This is a genomic window from Clostridium ljungdahlii DSM 13528 (genome assembly GCF_000143685.1).
Taxonomy (GTDB): Bacteria; Bacillota; Clostridia; order Clostridiales; family Clostridiaceae; genus Clostridium_B; species Clostridium_B ljungdahlii.
The window spans coordinates 218971-241399 of the sequence record NC_014328.1 but is presented as its reverse complement, the minus strand read 5'-3'; the positions used below and the strand labels follow the sequence as shown (position 1 = coordinate 241399).

The 22429-nt window shown below is 30.5% G+C and carries 22 protein-coding genes; 2 read left to right on the top strand and 20 right to left on the bottom strand.

From position 1 onward, the window contains the following. Window position 1 precedes the first annotated feature (1 nt). The 11 genes from CLJU_RS01145 to CLJU_RS01095 form a co-directional block, all read right to left on the bottom strand. Entirely contained in the window at window positions 2–1030 is a 1029-nt protein-coding gene (locus CLJU_RS01145) for an MraY family glycosyltransferase (RefSeq protein ID WP_013236924.1), read from the bottom strand. 49 nt (window positions 1031–1079) lie between these two features. Next, window positions 1080–1490, bottom strand: coding sequence for a deoxycytidylate deaminase (locus CLJU_RS01140; RefSeq protein ID WP_013236923.1), 411 nt, complete (start codon window positions 1488–1490; stop codon window positions 1080–1082). 144 nt (window positions 1491–1634) lie between these two features. After that, window positions 1635–2264: a uracil phosphoribosyltransferase gene (gene upp / locus CLJU_RS01135; protein WP_013236922.1), complete on the bottom strand. Its 630-nt coding sequence runs from the start codon at window positions 2262–2264 to the stop codon at window positions 1635–1637. A gap of 126 nt (window positions 2265–2390) precedes the next feature. Next, window positions 2391–2840: a ribose 5-phosphate isomerase B gene (rpiB, locus tag CLJU_RS01130; RefSeq protein ID WP_013236921.1), complete on the bottom strand. Its 450-nt coding sequence runs from the start codon at window positions 2838–2840 to the stop codon at window positions 2391–2393. 101 nt (window positions 2841–2941) lie between these two features. Further along, a complete protein-coding gene (locus CLJU_RS01125) occupies window positions 2942–3400 on the bottom strand; it encodes a low molecular weight protein arginine phosphatase (protein WP_013236920.1) in 459 nt (152 codons plus the stop codon). 52 nt (window positions 3401–3452) lie between these two features. After that, window positions 3453–4505 carry an L-threonylcarbamoyladenylate synthase gene (locus CLJU_RS01120; protein ID WP_013236919.1) on the bottom strand — a complete coding sequence of 351 codons (1053 nt, stop codon included), beginning with the start codon at window positions 4503–4505 and terminating at the stop codon, window positions 3453–3455. A gap of 112 nt (window positions 4506–4617) precedes the next feature. Beyond that, window positions 4618–5340 (bottom strand): ZIP family metal transporter, encoded by a 723-nt coding sequence (locus CLJU_RS01115; protein WP_013236918.1) that lies wholly within the window; start codon window positions 5338–5340, stop codon window positions 4618–4620. Window positions 5341–5408: 68 nt separating this feature from the next. Continuing rightward, window positions 5409–6035, bottom strand: coding sequence for a hypothetical protein (locus CLJU_RS01110; RefSeq protein ID WP_013236917.1), 627 nt, complete (start codon window positions 6033–6035; stop codon window positions 5409–5411). Window positions 6036–6099: 64 nt separating this feature from the next. Beyond that, window positions 6100–7173 carry a peptide chain release factor 1 gene (gene prfA, locus CLJU_RS01105; RefSeq protein ID WP_013236916.1) on the bottom strand — a complete coding sequence of 358 codons (1074 nt, stop codon included), beginning with the start codon at window positions 7171–7173 and terminating at the stop codon, window positions 6100–6102. A gap of 60 nt (window positions 7174–7233) precedes the next feature. Beyond that, window positions 7234–8097, bottom strand: a complete 864-nt coding sequence (gene prmC, locus CLJU_RS01100) for a peptide chain release factor N(5)-glutamine methyltransferase (RefSeq protein WP_013236915.1) — start codon at window positions 8095–8097, stop codon at window positions 7234–7236. Further along, window positions 8087–9139, bottom strand: a complete 1053-nt coding sequence (locus CLJU_RS01095) for a DUF1385 domain-containing protein (RefSeq protein ID WP_013236914.1) — start codon at window positions 9137–9139, stop codon at window positions 8087–8089. Before CLJU_RS01095 ends, prmC begins: the two co-directional genes overlap by 11 nt. A 172-nt stretch (window positions 9140–9311) precedes the next feature. On the opposite strand from CLJU_RS01095, the gene rpmE reads away from it, so the two are divergent. Continuing rightward, window positions 9312–9524: a 50S ribosomal protein L31 gene (gene rpmE / locus CLJU_RS01090; RefSeq protein WP_013236913.1), complete on the top strand. Its 213-nt coding sequence runs from the start codon at window positions 9312–9314 to the stop codon at window positions 9522–9524. A gap of 64 nt (window positions 9525–9588) precedes the next feature. Here rpmE and rho read toward each other — a convergent pair whose 3' ends face one another. From rho to ypeB, 6 genes are all read right to left on the bottom strand, one after another. Beyond that, a complete protein-coding gene (gene rho / locus CLJU_RS01085) occupies window positions 9589–11019 on the bottom strand; it encodes a transcription termination factor Rho (protein ID WP_406541098.1) in 1431 nt (476 codons plus the stop codon). Between the two features lie 205 nt (window positions 11020–11224). Next, complete coding sequence (locus CLJU_RS01080) at window positions 11225–11569, bottom strand: hypothetical protein (RefSeq protein WP_013236911.1); 345 nt, start codon at window positions 11567–11569, stop codon at window positions 11225–11227. A gap of 210 nt (window positions 11570–11779) precedes the next feature. After that, the gene (locus CLJU_RS01075) at window positions 11780–13384 is read right to left on the bottom strand and encodes a CTP synthase (protein WP_013236910.1); all 1605 of its coding nucleotides are present in this window, start codon (window positions 13382–13384) and stop codon (window positions 11780–11782) included. A gap of 260 nt (window positions 13385–13644) precedes the next feature. Next, window positions 13645–13950, bottom strand: a complete 306-nt coding sequence (locus CLJU_RS01070) for a hypothetical protein (protein WP_013236909.1) — start codon at window positions 13948–13950, stop codon at window positions 13645–13647. Between the two features lie 86 nt (window positions 13951–14036). Further along, window positions 14037–14453, bottom strand: coding sequence for a YwiB family protein (locus tag CLJU_RS01065; protein WP_013236908.1), 417 nt, complete (start codon window positions 14451–14453; stop codon window positions 14037–14039). 226 nt (window positions 14454–14679) lie between these two features. Next, window positions 14680–16050 (bottom strand): germination protein YpeB, encoded by a 1371-nt coding sequence (gene ypeB / locus CLJU_RS01060; protein ID WP_013236907.1) that lies wholly within the window; start codon window positions 16048–16050, stop codon window positions 14680–14682. Between the two features lie 496 nt (window positions 16051–16546). Between ypeB and CLJU_RS01055 the strand changes: the two genes are divergently transcribed. Then, window positions 16547–17785, top strand: a complete 1239-nt coding sequence (locus tag CLJU_RS01055; RefSeq protein ID WP_013236906.1) for an MGDG synthase family glycosyltransferase — start codon at window positions 16547–16549, stop codon at window positions 17783–17785. A gap of 116 nt (window positions 17786–17901) precedes the next feature. On the opposite strand, the gene spoIIR is transcribed toward CLJU_RS01055, so the two are convergent. From spoIIR to CLJU_RS01040, 3 genes are all read right to left on the bottom strand, one after another. Continuing rightward, complete coding sequence (gene spoIIR / locus CLJU_RS01050) at window positions 17902–18546, bottom strand: stage II sporulation protein R (RefSeq protein WP_013236905.1); 645 nt, start codon at window positions 18544–18546, stop codon at window positions 17902–17904. An 84-nt stretch (window positions 18547–18630) separates the two neighbouring features. After that, window positions 18631–20889, bottom strand: coding sequence for a Ger(x)C family spore germination protein (locus CLJU_RS01045; protein WP_013236904.1), 2259 nt, complete (start codon window positions 20887–20889; stop codon window positions 18631–18633). Window positions 20890–20963: 74 nt separating this feature from the next. Beyond that, window positions 20964–22421 (bottom strand): spore germination protein, encoded by a 1458-nt coding sequence (locus tag CLJU_RS01040; RefSeq protein ID WP_013236903.1) that lies wholly within the window; start codon window positions 22419–22421, stop codon window positions 20964–20966. Window positions 22422–22429: the final 8 nt, after the last annotated feature.

The window sequence follows — 22429 nt, the reverse complement described above, 5'->3', positions numbered from 1 at the left end:
TTTACTCTCTATGTTTAAAAAATCCAGCCTTCCAGGCCATAAGAACCAAAATAACCATAACTATTATTAGAAGGAAGTATGATCTTTGTGCATTTATCTCCATGGCTATTATAGAAATACTTCCCAACACTGCACTTATACTATACATTATCATAACAACCTGTTTTTGTGTAAGCCCCATATCAAGAAGTCTATGATGCAAATGTCCTCTATCTGCTTGCATAATAGGTCTTCCATTTATTTTTCTTCTTATCATTGCAAATAAAGTATCATATATTGGTATTCCAAGTGCTAAAATAGGTACAGCTACAGAAAAAGCTGCAGCAGATTTTATTGCACCCTCCATGGATATGGCTGCAAGTAAAAAGCCAAGCAACTGTGCCCCAGTATCTCCCATAAATATAGATGCTGGATTAAAATTGTAAGGTAAAAATCCAAGTATAGCTCCAGATAATATACTAGTAAGCACCGCTGCCTCATATCTATTATTCAACAATGCTATAATAAAAATAGTTATAGAAGATATAAATGCAATACCTGCTGCCAACCCATCTAGACCATCAATTAAATTGAGTGCATTAGTAATTCCAATTACCCATATTATAGTTAGAGGAATGGATATTACTCCTATATTTATAAACTGGTATGCTCCATCAAACGGATTTGTAATTATTTCTATTTTTATCCCATAAATTATCAAAACCCCTGCTGCTGCTAATTGAAACAATAGTTTACACCAAGGCTTTATATCAAACTTATCATCTAAAAGCCCTCCTATTACTATAATAGTAGCTCCTAATATAAGTCCCGTTTCAGATTCTGTAAGTTTACCCGTTTTCAAAAATAGAGTAATTATAAACGAAAAGTATATGGCCAATCCACCTATAAGTGGTATAGGCTTATTATGTATTCTTCTATTATCCTTAGGCACATCCATAATATCTAGTTTAACGGCAAGCTTTTTAATGAAGGGTGTAAGTATAACTGAAAACATTATCGAAACTATTGCAAATAAATACAAATTATTCATAATAACCTTCCTTAATCACATCTTATGTTTTCTACATATTCTGTTATTCTCATCTCTTTATGCATATCAATTCAATTCCCGATGTTTTTTCAAACCAATTAATTTCTGGAGTATACTCCTCACAATATACAACTCTTTTAATTCCACAGGTAATTATTAATTTTTGACATTCAGGACAAGGCATATGGGTAACATATAACGTTGAACTTTCTCTATCATCAGGAGCTACCTCTAGTAGACAGTTTACTTCTGCATGAATTGTCCTTACACAATGATTATTCTTCATGTAACACCCTACATCTTCACAATGCTCTAAGCCCCTGGGACTTCCATTATATCCAGTTCCCTTTATCCTTCTGTTTTTAACAAGGACCGCCCCTACATGCAGCCTAGGACATGTACTTCTTTCTGCAACTTTAAATGCGATGTCTATAAAATAATTATCCCAATCTTTTCTCATAATAAGTATCTCCTTGATATATAATTATTACAACCTATATTATAAACTATTAATCAAAGTTTTAAAACAATCCACAAAGGTTTTAATTCTAAAGTAAAGAGTTCACTTAAATTATAAGTGAACTCACTACTACATTTAGTGGTATTATTTTGTTCCGTATAACCTGTCTCCAGCATCTCCAAGTCCTGGTACTATATATCCATTTTCATTTAATTTTTCATCAATTGACGCTATGTATACATCTACATCTGGATGCGTTTCTGTTACTGTTTTTATTCCCTCTGGTGCAGCTATCAAACACATAAGTCTTATATTCTTAGCACCTTTTTTCTTCAATATAGTTATGGCATCGGATGCGGATCCTCCTGTAGCAAGCATTGGATCTGTAACAATTACTTCTCTTTCTCCTATATCCTGTGGTAACTTACAGAAATATTCTACTGGCTTTAATGTAGCCTCATCTCTATATAATCCTATATGTCCTACTTTTGCTGCAGGAATAAGTTTTATCATTCCTCCTACCATTCCAAGACCTGCTCTTAGTATAGGTATTATAGCAACTTTTTTACCTGAAAGCATTTTACAAGTTGTTTTACATATAGGTGTCTCTATTTCTACATCCTCTGTTTGAAGATTTCTTGTAACTTCATATGCCATAAGCATGGCTACCTCTTCTACAAGTTCTCTAAAATCCTTAGATCCTGTATGCTTATCCCTTATTAAAGCTAATTTATGCAGTATAAGTGGATGTGTTATTTGTGTTACTTTACTCATATATATTCCTCCTATTTTTCATTTCATAAGGCATTTGAAAGAAAATAACAAGTCAAAGATACTAGCATACTGACTAGTTATTTCTTTGAAAATGCCTAATATCAATTTTAATTATATAATATTCATTTATTTGCTATACTTTTTCTCTATTTCTGTAATTTTATCTATCCTTCTTTGGTGTCTGTCTCCTTGAAATTTAGCAGATAGAAAAGTATCAACTATATCAATAGCAAGTCCTATCCCCACAACTCTCTGTCCCATAGTTAGTATATTAGCATTATTATGTTCTCTACACGCATGGGCACTAAAAGTATCACTACAAAGTGCGGCCCTTACACCAGGTACCTTGTTTGCAGCTATACTTATACCAATACCTGTTCCACATATAAGTATCCCAAAGTCATAATTCTTGCTTGCAACCTCTTCTCCAACTTTTAATGCATAATCAGGATAATCACAGGAGGATTCTGAAAAAGTTCCAAAATCTTTGAATTCTATATTCTTATCCTGTAAATGTTCCATCACTTCTTTTTTTAAAGGGAATCCAGCATGGTCACTGCCTAAAGCAACTTTCATAAAAAATACCTCCAAAGTTATAATATTTTATTTAAAGCATATATTATTAAGTTAAATCAATTTTTCAAAGGCAATTCCGCAAAAAAAGAAGATACTAACATCTAATTAATGTCTCTATCTCCCTTTAATTTGTTAATTAATAATAAAATACCATTTTTTAATTGTTTATAAGTATATCTGTACTCTTCTATATCTTTTCCAAAAGGATCTGTTATATCCTGCTCTAAAGAAACAAATTCATTTAAAGTATATACCTTATTCTTAAATTCAGGAAAATTCTTCTTTATGATATCTCTTATATAACCTGTCATAGTTAAAACAAGCATTGATTTTCTTATCATATCTTCATTTATCTGAACGGCCTTCCTGCTGCTTATATCTATGTTAATATTTTGTTTGACTACCGCTGCAGAATTTTTAGAAGTTACACTGTCCTCTACTACTGCAACTCCTGCTGAAATAGCTTTTATATGTTCTATATCACACAAATAATTAAATATTGCCTCTGCCATACAACTTCTACAGGTATTACCTGTACAAACAAATAATATATTTTTCATAGATTAAAAAGCCTCCTAAAAATCCTGCGTTTAAATTTTCACATTTTAAAAATTACACCATTATAATATCAAATCCAGCAGATTTATTTAATCTATTCATCACAGCTGTCCCTATTCCATTCTCATCAAAAGCTTCAGCTATTATAATATCTACATTCTTGTCATCAAAACTTCTTAATGTCTCAAATAAATTTTTAGATATACTAATCATATTATTTCTACTTCCCAGTGATATTACTAATCCATTTTTATAAAAATCTTTTGTTTCATCTGTAGCAAGTATACCTACCACTTTATTTTCACCTATATAATTTTGCACCATTTCGTTAATTTTTTCAATAGTTTTTTTTAAATCTCCCTTAACTATTTTTAGGGGTGCCTTTGGAGCATAGTGTCTATACTTCATTCCTGGAGCCTTAGGTCTTAAATTTTTATCTGGCTTTTTCATTACTGCAGGATCAATATATATACTATCATCTATCTCTTTTAATGCCTCTAGAGTTATTCCTCCTGGCCTAAGTACACAAGCAGGATTTACTGTACAATCTATTATTGTTGATTCTACTCCAACTTCACACATATCCCCACCTAATATAAAATCAACTTTTCCATTTAAATCTTCTATACATCTTTCTACATCCGTAGGACTAGGTCTTCCAGATATATTTGCAGAAGGTGCAGCAATTGGAACTTTTGATGTTCTTATTAGCTCCCTAGCTATTATATTAGATGGCATTCTAATTCCTATGCTTGGAAGAGATGCACTGGTGATATCTGGTATAACTTGTGATTTAGGAAGAATTATAGTCATGGGACCTGGCCAGAATTTCTTCATAAGTTTCTTAGCTATTTTAGGGACATCAACTACCAGCTCTTTTATATCTTCTATATCAGATATATGTACAATCAAAGGATTATCCTGTGGTCTTCCCTTAGCTTCAAATATTTTTTTTACTGCATCAGGATTGAGAGCATTCGCTCCAAGTCCATATACAGTTTCAGTAGGAAAAGCCACAAGTCCACCTTCTTTTATGACTTTTCCTGCTTCTTCAACAATACCCATATCTAAGTTTTCTTTATCTACGATTTTCACTTTTGTGTTCATCTAACATTCCACCTTTACATTAAGGCATTTTCAAAAAATATCCGTCGCATCTTTGACTGTTATTTCTTTCAAATACCTAAAAACAATACTTCATATTTTAAATTATATAAATCTAAAATGCCTGTACTATTACAAGTCCTAAAACAATTCCACATAAAGTTCCAAGTGTACTTGTAATACCATCCCATAGTTTTGAGGATTCTGGTATCATCTCTCCGCATACCACATACAGCATTATTCCAGATGCAGCAGATAAACACGCTCCCAATACATTTTTAGAAATATTAGCTATGTAAACACCTGCAAAAGTGCCTATGGCAGTCGGAAAAGCTGTAATGAAAGCATATAAAAGTATCCTTGAAATTTTTACCTTAGATGCCATAAGTGGTGCTGACACAGCAATTCCCTCTGGTATATCATGAATTGCAATTATGAGGCTCATCTTTATTCCAAGAGTTCCTCCTGCTGCAAACCCACATCCCATTATTATACCTTCTGGAAAATTGTGAATCATAAGTCCCAAAGAAGCCATAAATGCAATTTTTAGATGTTTGTTAGTACTTCCTATGTCTACCTTAGAATCAATTATGGCAATAAGACCAGCTCCTAAAACTACAAATATTATAGTAAAAACAAAGTTCCATTTATTCATAGATTCAGGAATTAAGTCAAATACTACTACAGACAGCATAATTCCACCTGCAAATCCTATTATAGCACCTAGCAGCTTATTAGAGGGTTCTCTCACTATTACGCCAAGTGAAGCTCCTATCATTGTTCCTACAAGTGACACTATGCTTCCTATTATAACTATACAAGTTATATTTGCATTCAAAAAAATCACCTTATATTATTATTTATATATCATGTTTATTTTAAGACTCTTCAATATATGAATACATTTTATTTTTTCTTATTATCAATGTAATTTTCTGAGTTTTCTCTATAATATTTTATTCTTTCAATGGTTTCCTCAGTAAAGTGAGCATAAACACAACTCTTATAAATAGTGTCCAAAAGTGGATATTTGTTCAATTCCCCTCTTTTTATTATAGTATAGTAAAAGGTATTTTCAGGATGCAAAATTTTCATTTTATTATACTGATGTGCTACATAAGAATGTCTTTTGAAAAATTCTTTATGTACCAATATCATCCTATCACTTCTAAACTTGGAAGTTGATAAAATGATTATTCTAAAATTGGAGTTGTCTCTGTACTTTGAAATATAATTTTCTACATGTACCAAAACAATTTTGTCACATATTATACTTAATTTAGCCCTTCTAATTCCTATTTTCAATTTTAGCTTATATCCATCATAATTAAATTTTAAAAATTCATTATTGATTCTAATAACAATAGCTAGAAAAATAAGCACTTCTAGAACTATTAAGTAAATTATATAAAATATATTAAATTTCCTGGCTAAAATAAGAGCTGTAGGCATTACACAAAAAATAAAGCACATAGACAGCATAAATATCTTGTAAGATTTTTTTTGCTTTCTAATGGCTTTATCTATGTTCATACTTCCCCGTTAGATAGCACTTAACGGTTTTTCAACTCCTCTCCCATTTTCATTACACTTACTATCAATCATTTCCCATTTCCTTCATTTTTTCTGCCTGATCTGCAGTTATAAGTGCGTCTATTATTTCATCTATATTTCCATCTAAAAATGAATCTAATTTATATAAAGTTAATCCTATTCTATGATCTGTAACCCTACCCTGTGGATAGTTATAAGTTCTTATTCTTTCACTTCTATCTCCTGTTCCAACCTGACTTTTTCTATCCTCAGCTATGCTGGCACTTCTTTCTTTCTCTGCCCTTTCATAAAGTCTGGATTTCAAAACTTTCATGCCTTTTTCCTTATTTTTAAGTTGGGATTTTTCGTCCTGACAGGATACCACAAGCCCCGTAGGTAAGTGGGTAATTCTAACTGCTGAGTCAGTAGTATTTACACATTGTCCTCCATGTCCTGATGCTCTAAATACATCTATTCTTATATCATTTGGGTTTATAACTACATCTACATCATCAACTTCCGGAAGTACTGCTACTGTAGCCGTTGAAGTGTGAATTCTTCCACTTGACTCGGTATCTGGCACTCTCTGTACTCTATGAGTTCCACTTTCATACTTTAATCTGCTATAGGCTCCCTTTCCCTTTACCATGAATACAATTTCTTTAAATCCGCCTATATCTGTGGCATTTATACTCATAGTCTCTATATTCCATGCCTGGCGTTCTGCATATCTTGTATACATTCTAGTGAGATTTGCAGCAAATAAAGCTGCTTCTTCTCCTCCTGCTCCTGCTCTAATTTCCACAAATACATTTTTATCATCATTTGGGTCTTTAGGAAGAAGGAGTACTCTTAGATCATTTTCACTTTCTTCTATAACTTCTGTAAGCCTTTTTATTTCTTCTTGTTCCATTTCCTTCATTTCCCTATCTGTTTCTTCCTTAAGCATCTCTTTGTTGTCTTCCAGCTCCTGCTGAGCTTTTTTATATTCTCTGTATTTTGTAACTATTTCCTCTAACTCTGCATTTTCTTTGCATAACTTTTGCCATTCTTTTTGGTCTGCCATAACTTGTGGGTCACTTATCTTAATAGATAACTCTTCATACTTATTTTCTATAAAATTAAGTCTTTCTAACATAATTTTTATCACTCCGTATAAATATTTTCACAATATATTATTATATCATAACATTTTTATTTATAACACTCCTTTAATCACCCTATCTTTCCCTGCTAAATCTTTTATACACATTATATTTTTAAATCCGTTTTGCGCTAATATGTCTGAAACTGACTCTCTTTGGTCATAACCTATTTCAAACATAATAATTCCATTGCTTTCTAAAACCCTCAAACTCTCTTTAGTTATTTTTCTATAAAATTCTAATCCATCTTTGCCTCCAGAAAGTGCCTCTCTAGGCTCATAGTTTTTCACATCTTCCATTAAAGTAGGTATACTGCTTTCTTTTATATATGGCGGATTAGATACAATCATATGAAACTTTACCTCGTTTTGAATATAATATTCCATTAAATTACTCTTGACTACCTGAACTTTTTCCTCTAAGGAAAATCTTCTTATATTTTCTGCCGTAACCTCACAAGCTGTAGAGGATATATCGCAGCATTTTACATTCATACCTTCTATAAGTTTAGCAATAGATATTCCAATAATCCCTGTTCCACAACATACATCACATATATTATGAAAATTATTATGCTTTATTTGAATTAACGCTTGCTCTACTAAAGTCTCAGTATCAGGCCTAGGGATTAGCACCCCAGGTTTCACTATAAAATCAATACCCATAAATTCACAATGTCCTAATATATATTTTACAGGCATTTTATCCTCTCTTAATTTTAAGTACTTATAGTATTCTTCAGTTTCTTTTTCTGGGACTTTATAATCGCCGTTTATAAGCATAAATAATCTGTCCTTGTTTAATACTTTTCCCAAAAGGAGTTGTGCATCCAAAGCATAGCTTTCTATTTCTCTATTTTTTAAAACTTCATATCCTCTTTTTAAAAGCTCTCTTATACTACTTACTCTACTTTTCATAAGAATTCTCTGCCTTCATTAAGTTTTCTTCACAATCTTCATTGTGTTCGTTTTTTACAATTTCGTTCCCATCGTTATCCAATTCCACAACCCTCTTTATCTCTCCACTTTCACTATATCTACTTTCTTCTATTTCTTTTTCAATTCCTTCCGCATACTTTAAAGCTATAATTGCCACTTCCAGTTGGCTATAATCCGGTTCTCTTGTAGTAAGCTTTTGCAGCATGAGCCCAGGATAGGCAAGCACATTTGAAAAATAACTATTGCTTCTGCCCATCCACCTTATAATTTCATAGGTGACTCCAGAAACCAAAGGCAGTAGAATTACCCTGTATAAAATTCTTTGCAAAATATTACCCCAGCCAGTTAAAGAAAAAAGTATTATACTTACTATCATAACTAAAAACAAAAAATTTGTGCCGCATCTTGGATGAAGCCTTTTAAATTTTTTGGCTTTCTCAGGAGTAAGTTCCTCTTCATTTTCATAACAGAAAATAGTCTTGTGTTCTGCACCATGATACTGAAATATTCTACTTATATCAGACATATTACCTATGAGGAATATATAACCTAAAAATATAATTACCCTGATTATACCTTCAATCATATTGAGCTGTACACTTCCATGCACTCCGAACCTTTTAAATATATTTGCTGCAAAAGTAGGAAATATAAAAAATAAGAGTACAGCTATTCCAAGCGATATAAAAATAGTAACTCCCATAAGTACATTATCACTTTTTTCCTTAAATATGCTTCTAAAGCATTTGTCAAACTTAGTGGGCTCCTCTTCATCATCAAAAAATGAAGCAGAATAATTAAGTGTACTTATCCCCATCACCATAGCTTCTATTAAAGATACAAATCCCCTTATCACTGGCAATCCTAAAAATCTATTTCTTTTAGTATAAGATATACTGTCCTCTCTATTTACAACAATCTCGCCATCTGGTTTTCTAACAGCAGTAGCCATACCATGACTTCCCCTCATCATAACACCTTCTATCACAGCCTGGCCTCCAACTGATGTTTTTCTTGACATTGTATCACCTCGTATTAAATGGAATAAATACATTTTAACATAAGCTATACATTAAATCACATTATTCTATATTATAACGAATTAGGCTTTATTGACTTACCCATATGCCTATGTTATAATACAGAAGTTAAAATTAGAGTTTTGTTATTTAAATTTGAAAGAGGTGACTAATATGAAAAACGGCATACATCCAGAATACTATCACGATGCGGTAGTTAAGTGTGCATGTGGAAACACTTTTACAACTGGTTCAACACAAAAAGAGTTAAAAGTGGAAATATGTTCTAAGTGCCATCCATTCTACACTGGTAAACAAAAGGCTATTGATGCTGGTGGAAGAGTAGATAAATTCTTAAAGAAATTTAATTTAAAAATCGAAGAATAGACATATTTTTCTAAATTGTTATTATAAAACCTGTCTTTTATTTAAAAGACAGGTTTTTAATTTTTTACTTTTCTCCTAGTTTGTTCATGTTCATCTTGCTTACAATATTCATAAATTCATAATTGTTCCTAGTTTTTGAAAGTAAACTTATCAATTGTTCTGTAACATTTTGAGTATTATTTTCATCATATATAACTTTTCTTATGTTGAAAGCTGCTTCTTTCTCTAATTGACTTTTAAATAGTAAATCATCTCTTCTTGTTCCAGATTTGTATACATCTATGGCAGGGAATATTCTTCTTTCCTGAAGCTTTCTATCCAAATGTATTTCCATGTTTCCAGTGCCTTTAAATTCCTCAAATATCATGTCATCCATTCTGCTTCCAGTTTCAATAAGTGCAGTAGCAAGTATAGTAAGACTTCCACCTTCTTCTATATTTCTAGCCGCACCGAAAAACTTTTTAGGCATTACTAATGCTCCAGGATCTAGTCCTCCTGAAAGAGTCCTACCTGTAGGAGTTATAGTCAAATTATATGCTCTAGAAAGTCTAGTAATACTATCTAATAATATTACCACATCCTGTCCTTGTTCTACCATTCTCTTAGTACGTTCAAGTACCATATATGCAACTTTAGTATGATGTTCTGGTTCCTCATCAAAAGTTGAATAAATAACTTCTCCATTTATGGACCTTTGCATATCCGTAACTTCTTCCGGTCTTTCATCTATAAGCACAACTATTAATTGTATTCCTGGATGGTTTTTTGAAATACTTTGGGCTATCTTTTTTAGAAGAGTAGTTTTACCTGCTTTAGGTGGGGCAACTATAATTCCTCTTTGTCCTTTTCCTATAGGCGAGATTATATCCATTAGTCTTGTAGATAAATCAGCACTATTGGTTTCTAACTTTATCCTTTCATTAGGATAAACAGGAGTGAGTGTTTCAAAAGGTTTTCTTCCCACTGCCCTTTCTGGATTCTCTCCATTTACTTTTTCAACATACAATAATGCCTTAAATTTTTCACCTTCCTTAGGAATCCTAACTTTACCGCAAACTTCATCTCCTGTTTTTAAATTGAATCTCCTTATCTGAGATGGAGACACATATATATCATCAGGTCCTGTTAAGTAGTTCTTTCCTCTTAAAAATCCATAATTATTATTTTCTATTATTTCAAGTACTCCCCTTGCACTATCTGATTCACTTATCATTTCTTTAAGTTTTTCTCTTTTTTCGTTTCCATTTGTCTTTTGTTCTTCATTTTTATCTTCCTGTGCTTTGTTCTCACTATGCCTTACAGTATGTTCTGCTTCTTTATGCCTATTTGGGACTTCATCTTTAGGGCTTATTTTTTCTCTAAGTATAACACCACCCTTTTTGATATGGGCAGGAGATACTTTTTTTATTTCTTCAATCAATTGGCTTTTTTTATATTTTGATATATTTTTTATTTCCAAAGTTTTTGCAATTTGTTTTAATTGCAAAACCGTCATATTATCTATATCTTTATCGTCCAAAAGGTAACACCTCACAATTGTCTAATTTTATATTACAATTAAATTTAGGGAAACATTTAAAATATAATTGAAAATATCATTACTAATTAAGAAAATTCCATATAGAAATGCTTATATACATATAACATTATACCCTTTTTCTATATTTTAATCTACATTATTTTTGATAATTACAAAAAATTTATATCATAGCATATATTTTTTTATTAGCTCGAGTATACCTTAATATTTTTTCTTCTACGCTCTTACGATTTCCTATACAAAATATAGGGAACCCTAACAACTCGCATCCTCCAATTATAATATTTTTTTTAACTACTTTATTTATATTATATTTATAATAGTGAATGCTCCCGCAAAGTCCACATTTTATTTTTAAGGATAATACGCCATTATTTATAGAACTTACCTTTAAAGAGGTGAAACTTTCATTAATTTTGTTAGTGTCAAATAGAGAGAAATCCTTGATACAGTATTTCCCTTCTGGACTTATAACAGCAATGCTTATATTCGTTTCAAATACCATAAACCTCACCCCCCATAAAATTGGTATTTCAGAATAAAATATAGTATTTCTTTAAATATCTTAATACTATATACATTAATATTTCTATAAATATTACTAAAATCCTTCATAAAAATTGTTTATATTACTTTTATTTATATTATTTTCTCGACAAAAATTGGTATATGTAGTTTTCACTAACACATACCAATTTCTTAATTTAAAAATATATTAATTTTTATTATTTAAAGAAGCTTTTATGAAATCCCTAAATAATGGATGTGGTCTATTAGGTCTTGATTTAAGTTCTGGATGAAATTGTACGCCTACAAACCATGGATGGTCTTTTATTTCTACAATTTCTACTAACCTTGAATCAGGGCTCGTTCCTGAAAGAACAAGACCTGCCTGTGATAAATTTTTTCTATAATAATTATTAAATTCATATCTATGTCTATGTCTCTCATATATAACTTCTTCTTCATAAGCTTTAAAACAATTACTATCCTTTAAAAGCTTACATGGATATATTCCAAGCCTCATAGTACCACCTTTTTCATCTATATCCTTTTGATCTGGCATTAAATCTATAACAGGATATTTAGTGTCTGGGTCTATTTCTGAGCTATGTGCTCCGTCATATCCAAGTACATTTCTGGCAAACTCTATTACAGCACACTGCATGCCAAGACATATTCCGAAAAAAGGAATTTTATTCTTTCTAGCCCAACCTGCGGCTAATATTTTACCTTCTATTCCTCTATCACCAAATCCTCCCGGAATCAGCACTCCATCTATGTCTTTTAAGTGTTCTCCTACATTTTTACTAGTAACATCTTCAGAGTTTATCCACTTTATATTTACATTAGTATCGTTAGCATATCCTCCATGATTTAATGCCTCAACTACAGATATATATGCATCATGAAGCTCTACATATTTTCCAACTAAAGCTATATTTACATCTTTAGATAATTTTTTGATATTATCTACCATTTTAATCCATTCCGAATTATCTATTTCACTGCATTCTAATTTCAATTTCTTACATACCAATTCATCTAGTCCTTCTTTATGAAGCATCAATGGAACTTCATATAAATTTTCAGCATCTAAGTTTTGAATAACAGAATCTCTTTCTACATTGCAAAATAAAGCTATCTTTTCCTTTAAGTCATTAGATATAGACGCCTCTGAACGACATACTATTATATCTGGTTGTATTCCTATACCCCTAAGTTCCTTAACTGAATGTTGAGTAGGTTTTGTTTTCAATTCTCCTGACTTTTGCAAATAAGGTACTAGAGTAACATGTATAAAACATACATTTTCTATTCCAACATCATATTTTATCTGTCTTATGGCTTCTAAAAAAGGCTGGGATTCTATATCTCCTACAGTACCACCTATTTCAGTTATAACTACATCAATATCTTGTTCTTTGGCAACCCTATATACCCTTGATTTTATTTCATTTGTTATGTGTGGAATTACCTGAACTGTACTTCCTAGATATTCCCCTTTTCTTTCTTTTGATATTACTGACCAATATATTTTTCCTGTAGTAACATTATTATTTTTACTTAAATTTTCATCTATAAATCTTTCATAATGCCCTAAATCCAAATCCGTCTCTGCTCCATCATCTGTAACAAAAACCTCACCATGCTGATATGGGCTCATAGTACCTGGATCTACATTTATATATGGGTCAAATTTTTGAATTGAAACCTTTAATCCTCTATTCTTTAGAAGTCTTCCTAATGAAGCTGCGGTTATTCCTTTTCCTAGTGAAGATACTACTCCTCCGGTTACAAATATATATTTTGTATTCATAAAATTTCTGCTTTTAAAAGCAGTTTCACCCCCTGTTTTTTATCCTATAAAGTTTTAGTATTACAATCTTTAATTTAACTATTTAAAAATATAAATAACATTATAAAACTAATTAATTATTGACAAACTAATTAATTAGTTTTATAATAACAATTACCTTCATAAATAGTAAAATGGTGTATTTTTGTTCAAAACATATTTACTATGATATCACACTTTCTATTTATATTCCATATTTTTTTATTCTTTTCTATAAATATTTATTTTACTTTGTTTATTATATCTTCTGCTTCAAAATACATTTCTCTTATTTTTTTATCAAGCAATAATTTTTCTTCTGCTCTTTTTATATTCCTTTTTACATTTTTACTGTTCACAGAGGGAAAATCTTTTTTCAATAATTCCATATCACAGCATTCATATTTTTTAATAAGCAAAAAAAATAAGTATCTGCAAGATTCATTTTTTAATATTTTAAACATATCTTTCCTACTAAATCCCTTGTATTCACATAGCATTTTAATTATTTTAGTATATACTTCTTCTTTATTTCTAAAATATTTCATTGCAATCAATCAACCCTCTCTTTTCATTACTATATATTTAATTAATTGCCATATGTGAATACTTTAATCAAGACTGCCCAAAAAACTTATTCATTAACTTTTATATTTACTTTTAGCTTGGTATTTTTTAATGCTTGTCCTGCAGTACTAATTTTATAATTTATCATTATATCCCCACCTTGTTCGTCTACGTTTATATTCAAACTATTTGTTTCTATTCTCAGCTCTATAGTTCCATAAGGTGTTTTATACATGGACACATTTTTTTTATTCTTATCAAAATCCATTTTAGTACTAGTACTCCCCATTCTTATGAGAGAGAACTTATCCTGTTTTATCTTCAATGTAGTAGTAGTTCCTTCCATTCCGGATAATTCAGTTTCTTTATAAACAGCATAATAGGAATCATTTTTTTTATAAAAACTTCCTGGAGTAACAACTTCTATAGGTTCTTCCTCATCAGTTTGTTTACTGGATACATATATAATAGCCTTCTTTTTCATAATTTCGTTATTAAAACTTTATCAAAACCTATGGATTTTAGTAAAGCTATAACGTACTTCGCCTCCCCTTTAGTCTAAAATAACTAATATATACATTATATCAGACTAATTTTAATATTAAAATCTATTCCAATCGTGAAATACTTTTTCGCACTTTGGAAACCTCACCAAATAAGTGAAGTTTCCATCATTCTAAACTAGACATTTAAAAGAAAATAGCACTGCTTTACATAGCGAGTTTACCATTAGGAGTGTCAATTATTTGAATTATTCTCTCCTCATATCCCGTACTTGTATTTACATAAACTTTAAAGTAATCCCCCTTATAATTTCCAGAAAATTCGTAACATAATATTTCCTTATTAGTTTCTGTAGGAATTATAGTAAGCCTCTTACTTGTTACATTAAGCCTCTTGCTAACTCTCTTCTCAGCTTCTCCATAGCTTAACTTAGGGGTTTCTATTTTTCTATTTTCTTCATGGGATATTAAGTACTTTTCTGCTTCCACACCTATAATTTCTCCATTATCTAAAGCTATCTTTAGTTTAATCTGATCAGGATAAACAAGTATACCATTTTGACTATACACATAGTTTATTACTGCCACATTATTATATCTTAGGGAATACGTAGTAATCATATTTTTATAACCTAAATTATTTAAATACTTCAATCCAATTTCAGAAGCCTTTTTAACGTCCATAGAGCTGTTATTTATACTCTTATCATTTATTAAGTAGTATACCTTCCCTCCATTTTTACTTATTTCACATACCACTCTGCTGTCTTTTTTAGTTCTTCCCTTTAATGCTGCAGAAAATCTATATACCCCTATGTTGGATTTTTCATTAACAGAAGATACATCCATATTTTCTATCTTATCTTTTCCAATAACCTGCCTAGCAGTTTTTTCTGCCTCACCTTGAGAAACTTCTTTTTGTAATTTTATTTTAGGGTTTATCTGAAGTGTATTATCTGAAAATGGCCCATCATAAATTAATGTAGGATATTGAAGGACCTGTTTTTGTATTCCCTTAAATTGTTCAGATATTGATACATCGTTACTTTGGGCAAAAACACCTGTAATCTTTTTTCTTATTTCTCCCCATTTTACCTTTCCTTGATTTATATTGTTAGATACTAATTCCAGCTGATTTTCAAGTACATTGGATTGCTTTTTTAATCTTTCTATATCATTATAATCTTTTTCGCTTAACTGTTTTCCTTCTGTAGATGATCTGCCTAAACTATAACAGAAATCTCCTACCTGAGTTAAAAACTTACTAGTATCCGATATAGTAGATTGGGACACTGGAAGTGAATGCAATTTATCACTAGCTATAGCAGAATACCTAAATATTTCGTCAAAAACTACTATCTGTTGTTCCCTTGATCCAACTATAGCCGCTTTGGTTAAATTAGTTCTTATATTTTGCACTGCATCTATTAATTCATACATACTTTTACCATACTCACCCTGCAAATAATTTCTATAATCATTTCTTTCAAGTGTCATTAATACGGCAAATGTACTCGAAAACACTACAATTAAAGTTACTATGGCAGTATACATTATTCTTTTTTTAGAAAACTTCATAAATTTCCACCTCTTTTTATGACTAATCTCACCATTTATCCGATCGCTACCATTGCTAACGTCCCCCATCGCACACAGTGAAAGCGACTATCACCAAATCAAAGACTTGGGATATCTGCTTTTCTATCAAAGTTGGGGATAAGCACTGCTACTGGATAAGTTCTTCCCCTAAAGGATAACGTATTCTAAGTGCTAAAGACACTAAGAATACTGTTAATAAGGTTCAGCTGGAAAAAGTCATACTTATAAGCAAACTCCATCTGAACCTAAGAATCACTTGATCCGATGATAATTCCTGCATTATTACATTTTGACTCTTTTTATATTGTTTGCATTTACCTAATTGTTATGTATTATTTGTTTAATATAAAATTTAAAAGCCAATACTATATTTATTACTTATTATTAATTTTTTCTTAAATGTTAGTTAAATGAGTTTATTATTTTCCGTACATTTTATATAATTAAATTACATACTTAACCAGAAGGTGATTAAATGAAAGTTTTAATTCTTTCGATTTCTGCGGGAGGCGGACATGGTAACGCTGCAGAAGCTATAAAAAGTTACATAGCCTTAAAAGCTCCAAAATCAGAAGTAAAGATTATTGATACCATTAAATATATAAATCCTATAATAGACAAAGTAGTAATTGGAAGTTATTTAAAATCCCTAAAAGTATCCCCTTATTTATATGGGAAATTATACACTTACTCAGAAGATGATTACACAATTACAAACACTATAAGTTCTAAGCTTATTGAAGCTATGACTTGTAAACTGATTCCACTTATTCGTGAATTTAAACCTAATATATTAATAGCTACCCATTCATTCTCTACAGAAATGCTGTCGGTACTAAAGTCAAAATACAGTATGAACATACCCTGTATGTCCATAATCACTGATTATTACTCTCATAGTTCTTGGCTTCATCCTTATATTGACGCTTATGTAGTTTCTAATGAAGATATGATAAGCAAAATGATTTTTAAAGGAATATCCAAAGACACTATTTATAACTTAGGAATACCTGTTAAACCAGATTTTAATATGAATTATGATAGAGGAGACACGTTAGAATCATTAGATTTATGCGAATCAAAATTTACCGTACTAGTTATGGGTGGAAGTCTAGGACTTGGAAAAATAGTAGATATATATAAACAGCTAGCTAACATAAATGAAGATATTCAAATAATCATAATAACAGGGAAAAATAAAAAACTTTATGCAGAGCTTTCAAAGATTAAAGATTCTTCTTCAAAGGAAACTAGAATTATAGGTTTTACTGACCATGTAAATAAGTACATGCAAGCTTGCGACCTTCTTTTAACAAAACCAGGAGGACTTACTATTACTGAAGCCTTAATATGCAAAATACCACTTGGTATATTTTCTCCAATACCAGGTCAAGAAGAAAAAAATGCTCAATTTCTGCTAAGGCATAACTTGGCTGTAAACTTAACTGACATAGAAAAGTGTGGTGAAAACATAGAAAAACTTCTTCACTCTAAAGATGCACTAAAAAGCATGGTAGAAAATTGCAGTAAATTTTCTAAACCTTATGCTGGAAATGATATATTTAATTTAATAAATTGGCTTGTACAAAATAAATCAAATAAAAGTTCCTTTACAGAAGAAGATAAAATTTATGAAAAGAATAGTCCTAAAACTTTTTTTAAATCTGCAGAAAAATACTTTTTGAAAACAGCTTTAAAATTATTTGAATTATAAATTAACTTGTGTTAAATATAGATTTCGATTCATATATTACAAGTTAGGGCTAATTAAAGGTATGAAATTCTCAAGTTTTGAGAACTTACCATATTCAGCCCCCTTGTACACTAGATTTATATTCCCAACTTATTTAACACTTCTATTATTTTAAATCTAACTTTTATATTATTTTTGTCACTTATGTCAAATTTATTATTATTTACCATCTTATACTCCTCCGGTGTCAAAACCTTTTTCATTTCTTGCTCTGTCTTTTTGTATGATACTTGTCCTTTTGTAATATCTACAAAACATAATGGAGGAAACATAACACACCACCAGTTTTGACCTCGTCCTTTGCCTATAATCACCCTATAAGCCTCATACCTTCCCTGAGGAAGAGTTATATTTCCATAAGTCTTTATAGGAAAATTTACTTTGGATAAGGTACTTTTAACTTCATAGTTATAACCCTGTTCACTTATTACTCTACGGGCTACTTTTAATACATCCTTATCATTTTCCATTAAAACTTTTCTTGATTCGTCTATATTTTTACAGTCCTTTAGTTTAGGTTGTATATATTTCAATATTTCGTCTCTTACTTTTAGTTTAAGTGCCTGATCACTTTTTGAATCACTATTTGCTATAACATGAAATCTTATAATCCTAGATGCCATATCATCTTGTATATTGTCACTTTTTACTTTACATAAATAGGAACATACAGTAAATATACTTAAAACACATATACTAAATACTAATAAAAATTTCTTCATAATCTCATCCCCACTTTTTAATAACTATTGAATATTTCATTAGTAATTATTTACATATATCTCAATTATATTCACTGTATTTTATTATTTTACTACACCAATTCTCCTTATCTTAGTATCTACATTTACATTTACAACTGCATCCTTATAAGAATCCTCCCATTTATCTTTTACTTGCCTCCACATGAGAGGATGATATCTTTTTATATAATCCTTAAATCCTATAGGATCAATCTTAAGATCCCTTTGAGTAACTTTTATAGCGTCTTTACACTCCTGTGATATGGCCTTATTAAAACTTTGTTCAATATAGCTCAGTTTATCTACTGATAAAACCTTACCATTAGTATAATAATTTTTTATCTCACCTTCAATATTTAACTTTATATTAAATACCAAATTGCCTTTTTCTTGAGACACCTTTATTCTTCTATTGCTATCATTTATCCTTATATCTACAGGATGGCCTTCTAAATATATCATTCTTTTACCATTTTTTAATTTACCTTGTAATAATTGTATATTAGAAGTCTGAACTTGATTTAAATCACCCTCATATTTAAAATTTTTTATAGCTGCAGTACCTGCTATTTTTATATTCTTTTTGTCCTTATCCATTTCAACTTTTGGTATTATGCTATTTCCATTTTCACTCATACTAACTAGAAAATCATTTAAAGTTACAGTCTTAACTTCATTGTCCTTGGCATCTCCTTCAACTAATCCCAATATATAATCTTCTGTACTTTTTCCCATAGGTGTTTTAATTTTTATATATTTATCTGAGCTGCCACTAGCTAAAACTATATACATATTTCTATTTAAAGAAGGCTCTCTTTGCAAATAATCTATGACTTCTTTTACTACATCAGGATATTCCATTAAGCCTTTACCTAAAACAAGCAGCTTAGTTTGACTAAACTTCACAGTTCTACTGCTTTTAGACATTGCTGTATTTACAGCATCCTCCATTGAATATCCATCTACATCAACATATTTGTCCCCAGATATACCTCCTTTACCTGGTTCTAATTTACTCAAATCCGGTGTTCCAAAAGTTACATGAATCTTTTTTAGGTTTACAGACGTTAGAAGATCTGTTGACTTTACATTTTTTAATTCTTTAACCTTACCTATATCTTCTCCTGCATCTACTCCTATTACAGATACCAATTGAGTTCTTTCTATCTCAACTTTATCCCAGCATCCAGTTAACACAGTACAAACTAAAAATATGCATATAAACTTACTTGCATTTAAGTTTCTTTTAGGTTTGCTGAACAAAAATATAATTAAAGGAAGCAATATTAAGCTGTACGCAGCTGCCACAGGCATTACTGTGTTAATTATATGATATAGCTCTGCTATATTTTCAGGATACATAGCTGTCAAATATATAAAGGGAGCTATTAAAGCTGAAGAGATCTTTATATCCCCTAATCTAAATACATCTTTCACTATATCTGAAGACAAGTAATATACATTAGAAAAATTGCAAAAGTAAAACATGATCCATACAGCCATTGCTATACCTTCCCATCTCTCTATAAAGGCTCCTCTTATATCCACAGATTTTATCATTGTTATAGTAGGCCATAATAAAGTTTTAGTTTGTTCTTCAGAAAAAATAGCCAGAGACAGTATAACTGTAACAACATAAAATAACGTTACAAACAAGATGCTTTTTAAAGCTATTTTTCTTATACTTCCTTTATTTTTTGCAAAAGGACCAACTAAATATATTATCTCTATGCCGATAAAACTATATATTGTATTTTTAAACGCTTTTAAATAATCATAAACATCACTATTAATAAAGTTAGGGATACTGTTGTTAAAGTGTGTTTTGTTTAAAGTAAACAAAAATATTAACCCTATTGACACAAACATTATCCAAAAAGAAATTTCATTAAATTTTATCAAATCTCCCAGTTCATTTCTTATAAGATAGATTCCCGTAAATATCATTACAATTATTAGAAATTCCGAAGGAGTCTTTTCCAGTAAATACATTTTTATAACTTCTATAAATATCCTCATTCCCATGGATATAAAAAATATATTATATGCAACAAATATAAGTGCTAAAATACTTCCAAATATCTTTCCAAAGCTATTTTGTAGTATTGTACATAACTTGTTATATCCATTTAATTTTATAACTTTATAGGCAATGTAAATTAAGAAATAAACTAATATTCCTTCTACTATGGTTCCAATCCATCCATTTGAACCTAAATAGTTTACCACTTCTTCGGGATATGAAAATGATCCTACACCTATCATAGTTATTACTATAGTACTGAACATTCCAAATTCAGTTATAAAATTTTTTTGTGTCATGTAATAACCATCTCCTTACCAATTCACAGTTCACAATTCATAACTTACAGTATGTGTAAATTTAAGTTTTTAAGTTATCTTTGTCTTATTTTATCTTGAGTTTTCATATACCCTGGTCTTCTTTTAAAAAAGCTAAAAGGCAATCTCAGGTACATATCCTTAAAATCATTAATGTTTTCATTTACCATTGGAGACAGGTAAGGTATTCCAAAACTTTTAAGTTTAACTAAGTGTATCAATGTTAATATAAGTCCAATCATAATTCCATAAAGTCCAGCAATTGCGGATGCAATTATGAGTAAAAATCTAATAAGCCTAAATGCAGCTGTCATCTCATAATTAGGTGTAGTAAAACTTGTTATAGCTGTGATTGCTACTATTATTATCATTATTGGGCTCACTATTCCAGCCTGAACTGCTGCCTGCCCTATAATAAGGCCTCCTACTATACCCGTAGTTGCACCTATGGCCTTTGGCAACCTGGCTATAGATTCTAAAAGCAATGCCAAACTTACCTCCATAATTATGGCTTCTACAAAAGCTGGAAAGGGTACTCCTTCTCTTGAAGCTGCAATAAAATATGCTAGTTTAGTAGGTATTATTCCTGTATGAAAAGAAGTAACAGCAACATAAAGAGCAGGCAATATAAGCGAAAGAATAATAGACATAAACCTTATTATTCTAATAGTAGACCCATATATCCACCTTTGATAATAATCATCTGGTGATTGAAACAGATTTGGCATCGTAGCTGGAACTATAATTGCAAAAGGAGAATTATCTACTAAAACAGCAATTCTACCTTCATAAAGTGCAGCTGCTACTACATCTGGTTTCTCAGTACTTTGAACCTGAGGAAAAAGAGACCATTTATTGTCTTCTATAAGCTGTTCTACATATCCACTATCTAAAATAGCATCTATTTTAATGTTATCTAATCTTTTTTCAAGTTCCTTTAGAGCTTTAGTATTTACTATATCGTCTATATACATTATTACCACATCGGTTTTAGATCTTACTCCCAGTGGTTTAGGCACAATTTTAAATCTGGTATCCCTTACTCTTCTTCTAACAAGTGCTGTATTGAATCTTATAGTTTCTGTAAATCCGTCTCTTGAACCTCTTAAAACAGTTTCTCCTGAAGGTTCCGTTACCCCTCTCGCAGGCCATAATCTAGTAGAAATTATATAAAAACTTTTCATTCCTTCAAGAAACATCAAAGTATCTCCTGATAAGACCAAATCTACCCCTTTTTTCAAGTCATCTAAATCCTTCATATCAGATACACTCATCATTCTATCTTTTATATTATCTACATATTTTACATATCTTGATCTAGCCATTAATCCTCTAAGTAGATCATTCAAAAGCATTTTGTCTCCCATTCCGTCTATGTATACTATTGCAGATTTTACAGATCCTATATAAAATTCTCTAAAAACCACATCTGAATCATCCTTAAACAGATCTTTTAAATATTTTATATTTTCATCTACACTAGAAGACACCGTGCTTCTTATCTCTTCTTTCACTTTTATCA

Coding starts and splice junctions, on each gene's coding strand:
- CLJU_RS01145 (WP_013236924.1), bottom strand. CDS start 1,030: ATGAATAATTTGTATTTATTTGCAATAGTTTCGATAATGTTTTCAGTT.
- CLJU_RS01140 (WP_013236923.1), bottom strand. CDS start 1,490: ATGAGAAAAGATTGGGATAATTATTTTATAGACATCGCATTTAAAGTT.
- upp (WP_013236922.1), bottom strand. CDS start 2,264: ATGAGTAAAGTAACACAAATAACACATCCACTTATACTGCATAAATTA.
- rpiB (WP_013236921.1), bottom strand. CDS start 2,840: ATGAAAGTTGCTTTAGGCAGTGACCATGCTGGATTCCCTTTAAAAAAA.
- CLJU_RS01125 (WP_013236920.1), bottom strand. CDS start 3,400: ATGAAAAATATATTATTTGTTTGTACAGGTAATACCTGTAGAAGTTGT.
- CLJU_RS01120 (WP_013236919.1), bottom strand. CDS start 4,505: ATGAACACAAAAGTGAAAATCGTAGATAAAGAAAACTTAGATATGGGT.
- CLJU_RS01110 (WP_013236917.1), bottom strand. CDS start 6,035: ATGAACATAGATAAAGCCATTAGAAAGCAAAAAAAATCTTACAAGATA.
- prfA (WP_013236916.1), bottom strand. CDS start 7,173: ATGTTAGAAAGACTTAATTTTATAGAAAATAAGTATGAAGAGTTATCT.
- prmC (WP_013236915.1), bottom strand. CDS start 8,097: ATGAAAAGTAGAGTAAGTAGTATAAGAGAGCTTTTAAAAAGAGGATAT.
- CLJU_RS01095 (WP_013236914.1), bottom strand. CDS start 9,139: ATGTCAAGAAAAACATCAGTTGGAGGCCAGGCTGTGATAGAAGGTGTT.
- rpmE (WP_013236913.1), top strand. CDS start 9,312: ATGAAAAACGGCATACATCCAGAATACTATCACGATGCGGTAGTTAAG.
- rho (WP_406541098.1), bottom strand. CDS start 11,019: ATGACGGTTTTGCAATTAAAACAAATTGCAAAAACTTTGGAAATAAAA.
- CLJU_RS01080 (WP_013236911.1), bottom strand. CDS start 11,569: ATGGTATTTGAAACGAATATAAGCATTGCTGTTATAAGTCCAGAAGGG.
- CLJU_RS01075 (WP_013236910.1), bottom strand. CDS start 13,384: ATGAATACAAAATATATATTTGTAACCGGAGGAGTAGTATCTTCACTA.
- CLJU_RS01070 (WP_013236909.1), bottom strand. CDS start 13,950: ATGAAATATTTTAGAAATAAAGAAGAAGTATATACTAAAATAATTAAA.
- CLJU_RS01065 (WP_013236908.1), bottom strand. CDS start 14,453: ATGAAAAAGAAGGCTATTATATATGTATCCAGTAAACAAACTGATGAG.
- ypeB (WP_013236907.1), bottom strand. CDS start 16,050: ATGAAGTTTTCTAAAAAAAGAATAATGTATACTGCCATAGTAACTTTA.
- CLJU_RS01055 (WP_013236906.1), top strand. CDS start 16,547: ATGAAAGTTTTAATTCTTTCGATTTCTGCGGGAGGCGGACATGGTAAC.
- spoIIR (WP_013236905.1), bottom strand. CDS start 18,546: ATGAAGAAATTTTTATTAGTATTTAGTATATGTGTTTTAAGTATATTT.
- CLJU_RS01045 (WP_013236904.1), bottom strand. CDS start 20,889: ATGACACAAAAAAATTTTATAACTGAATTTGGAATGTTCAGTACTATA.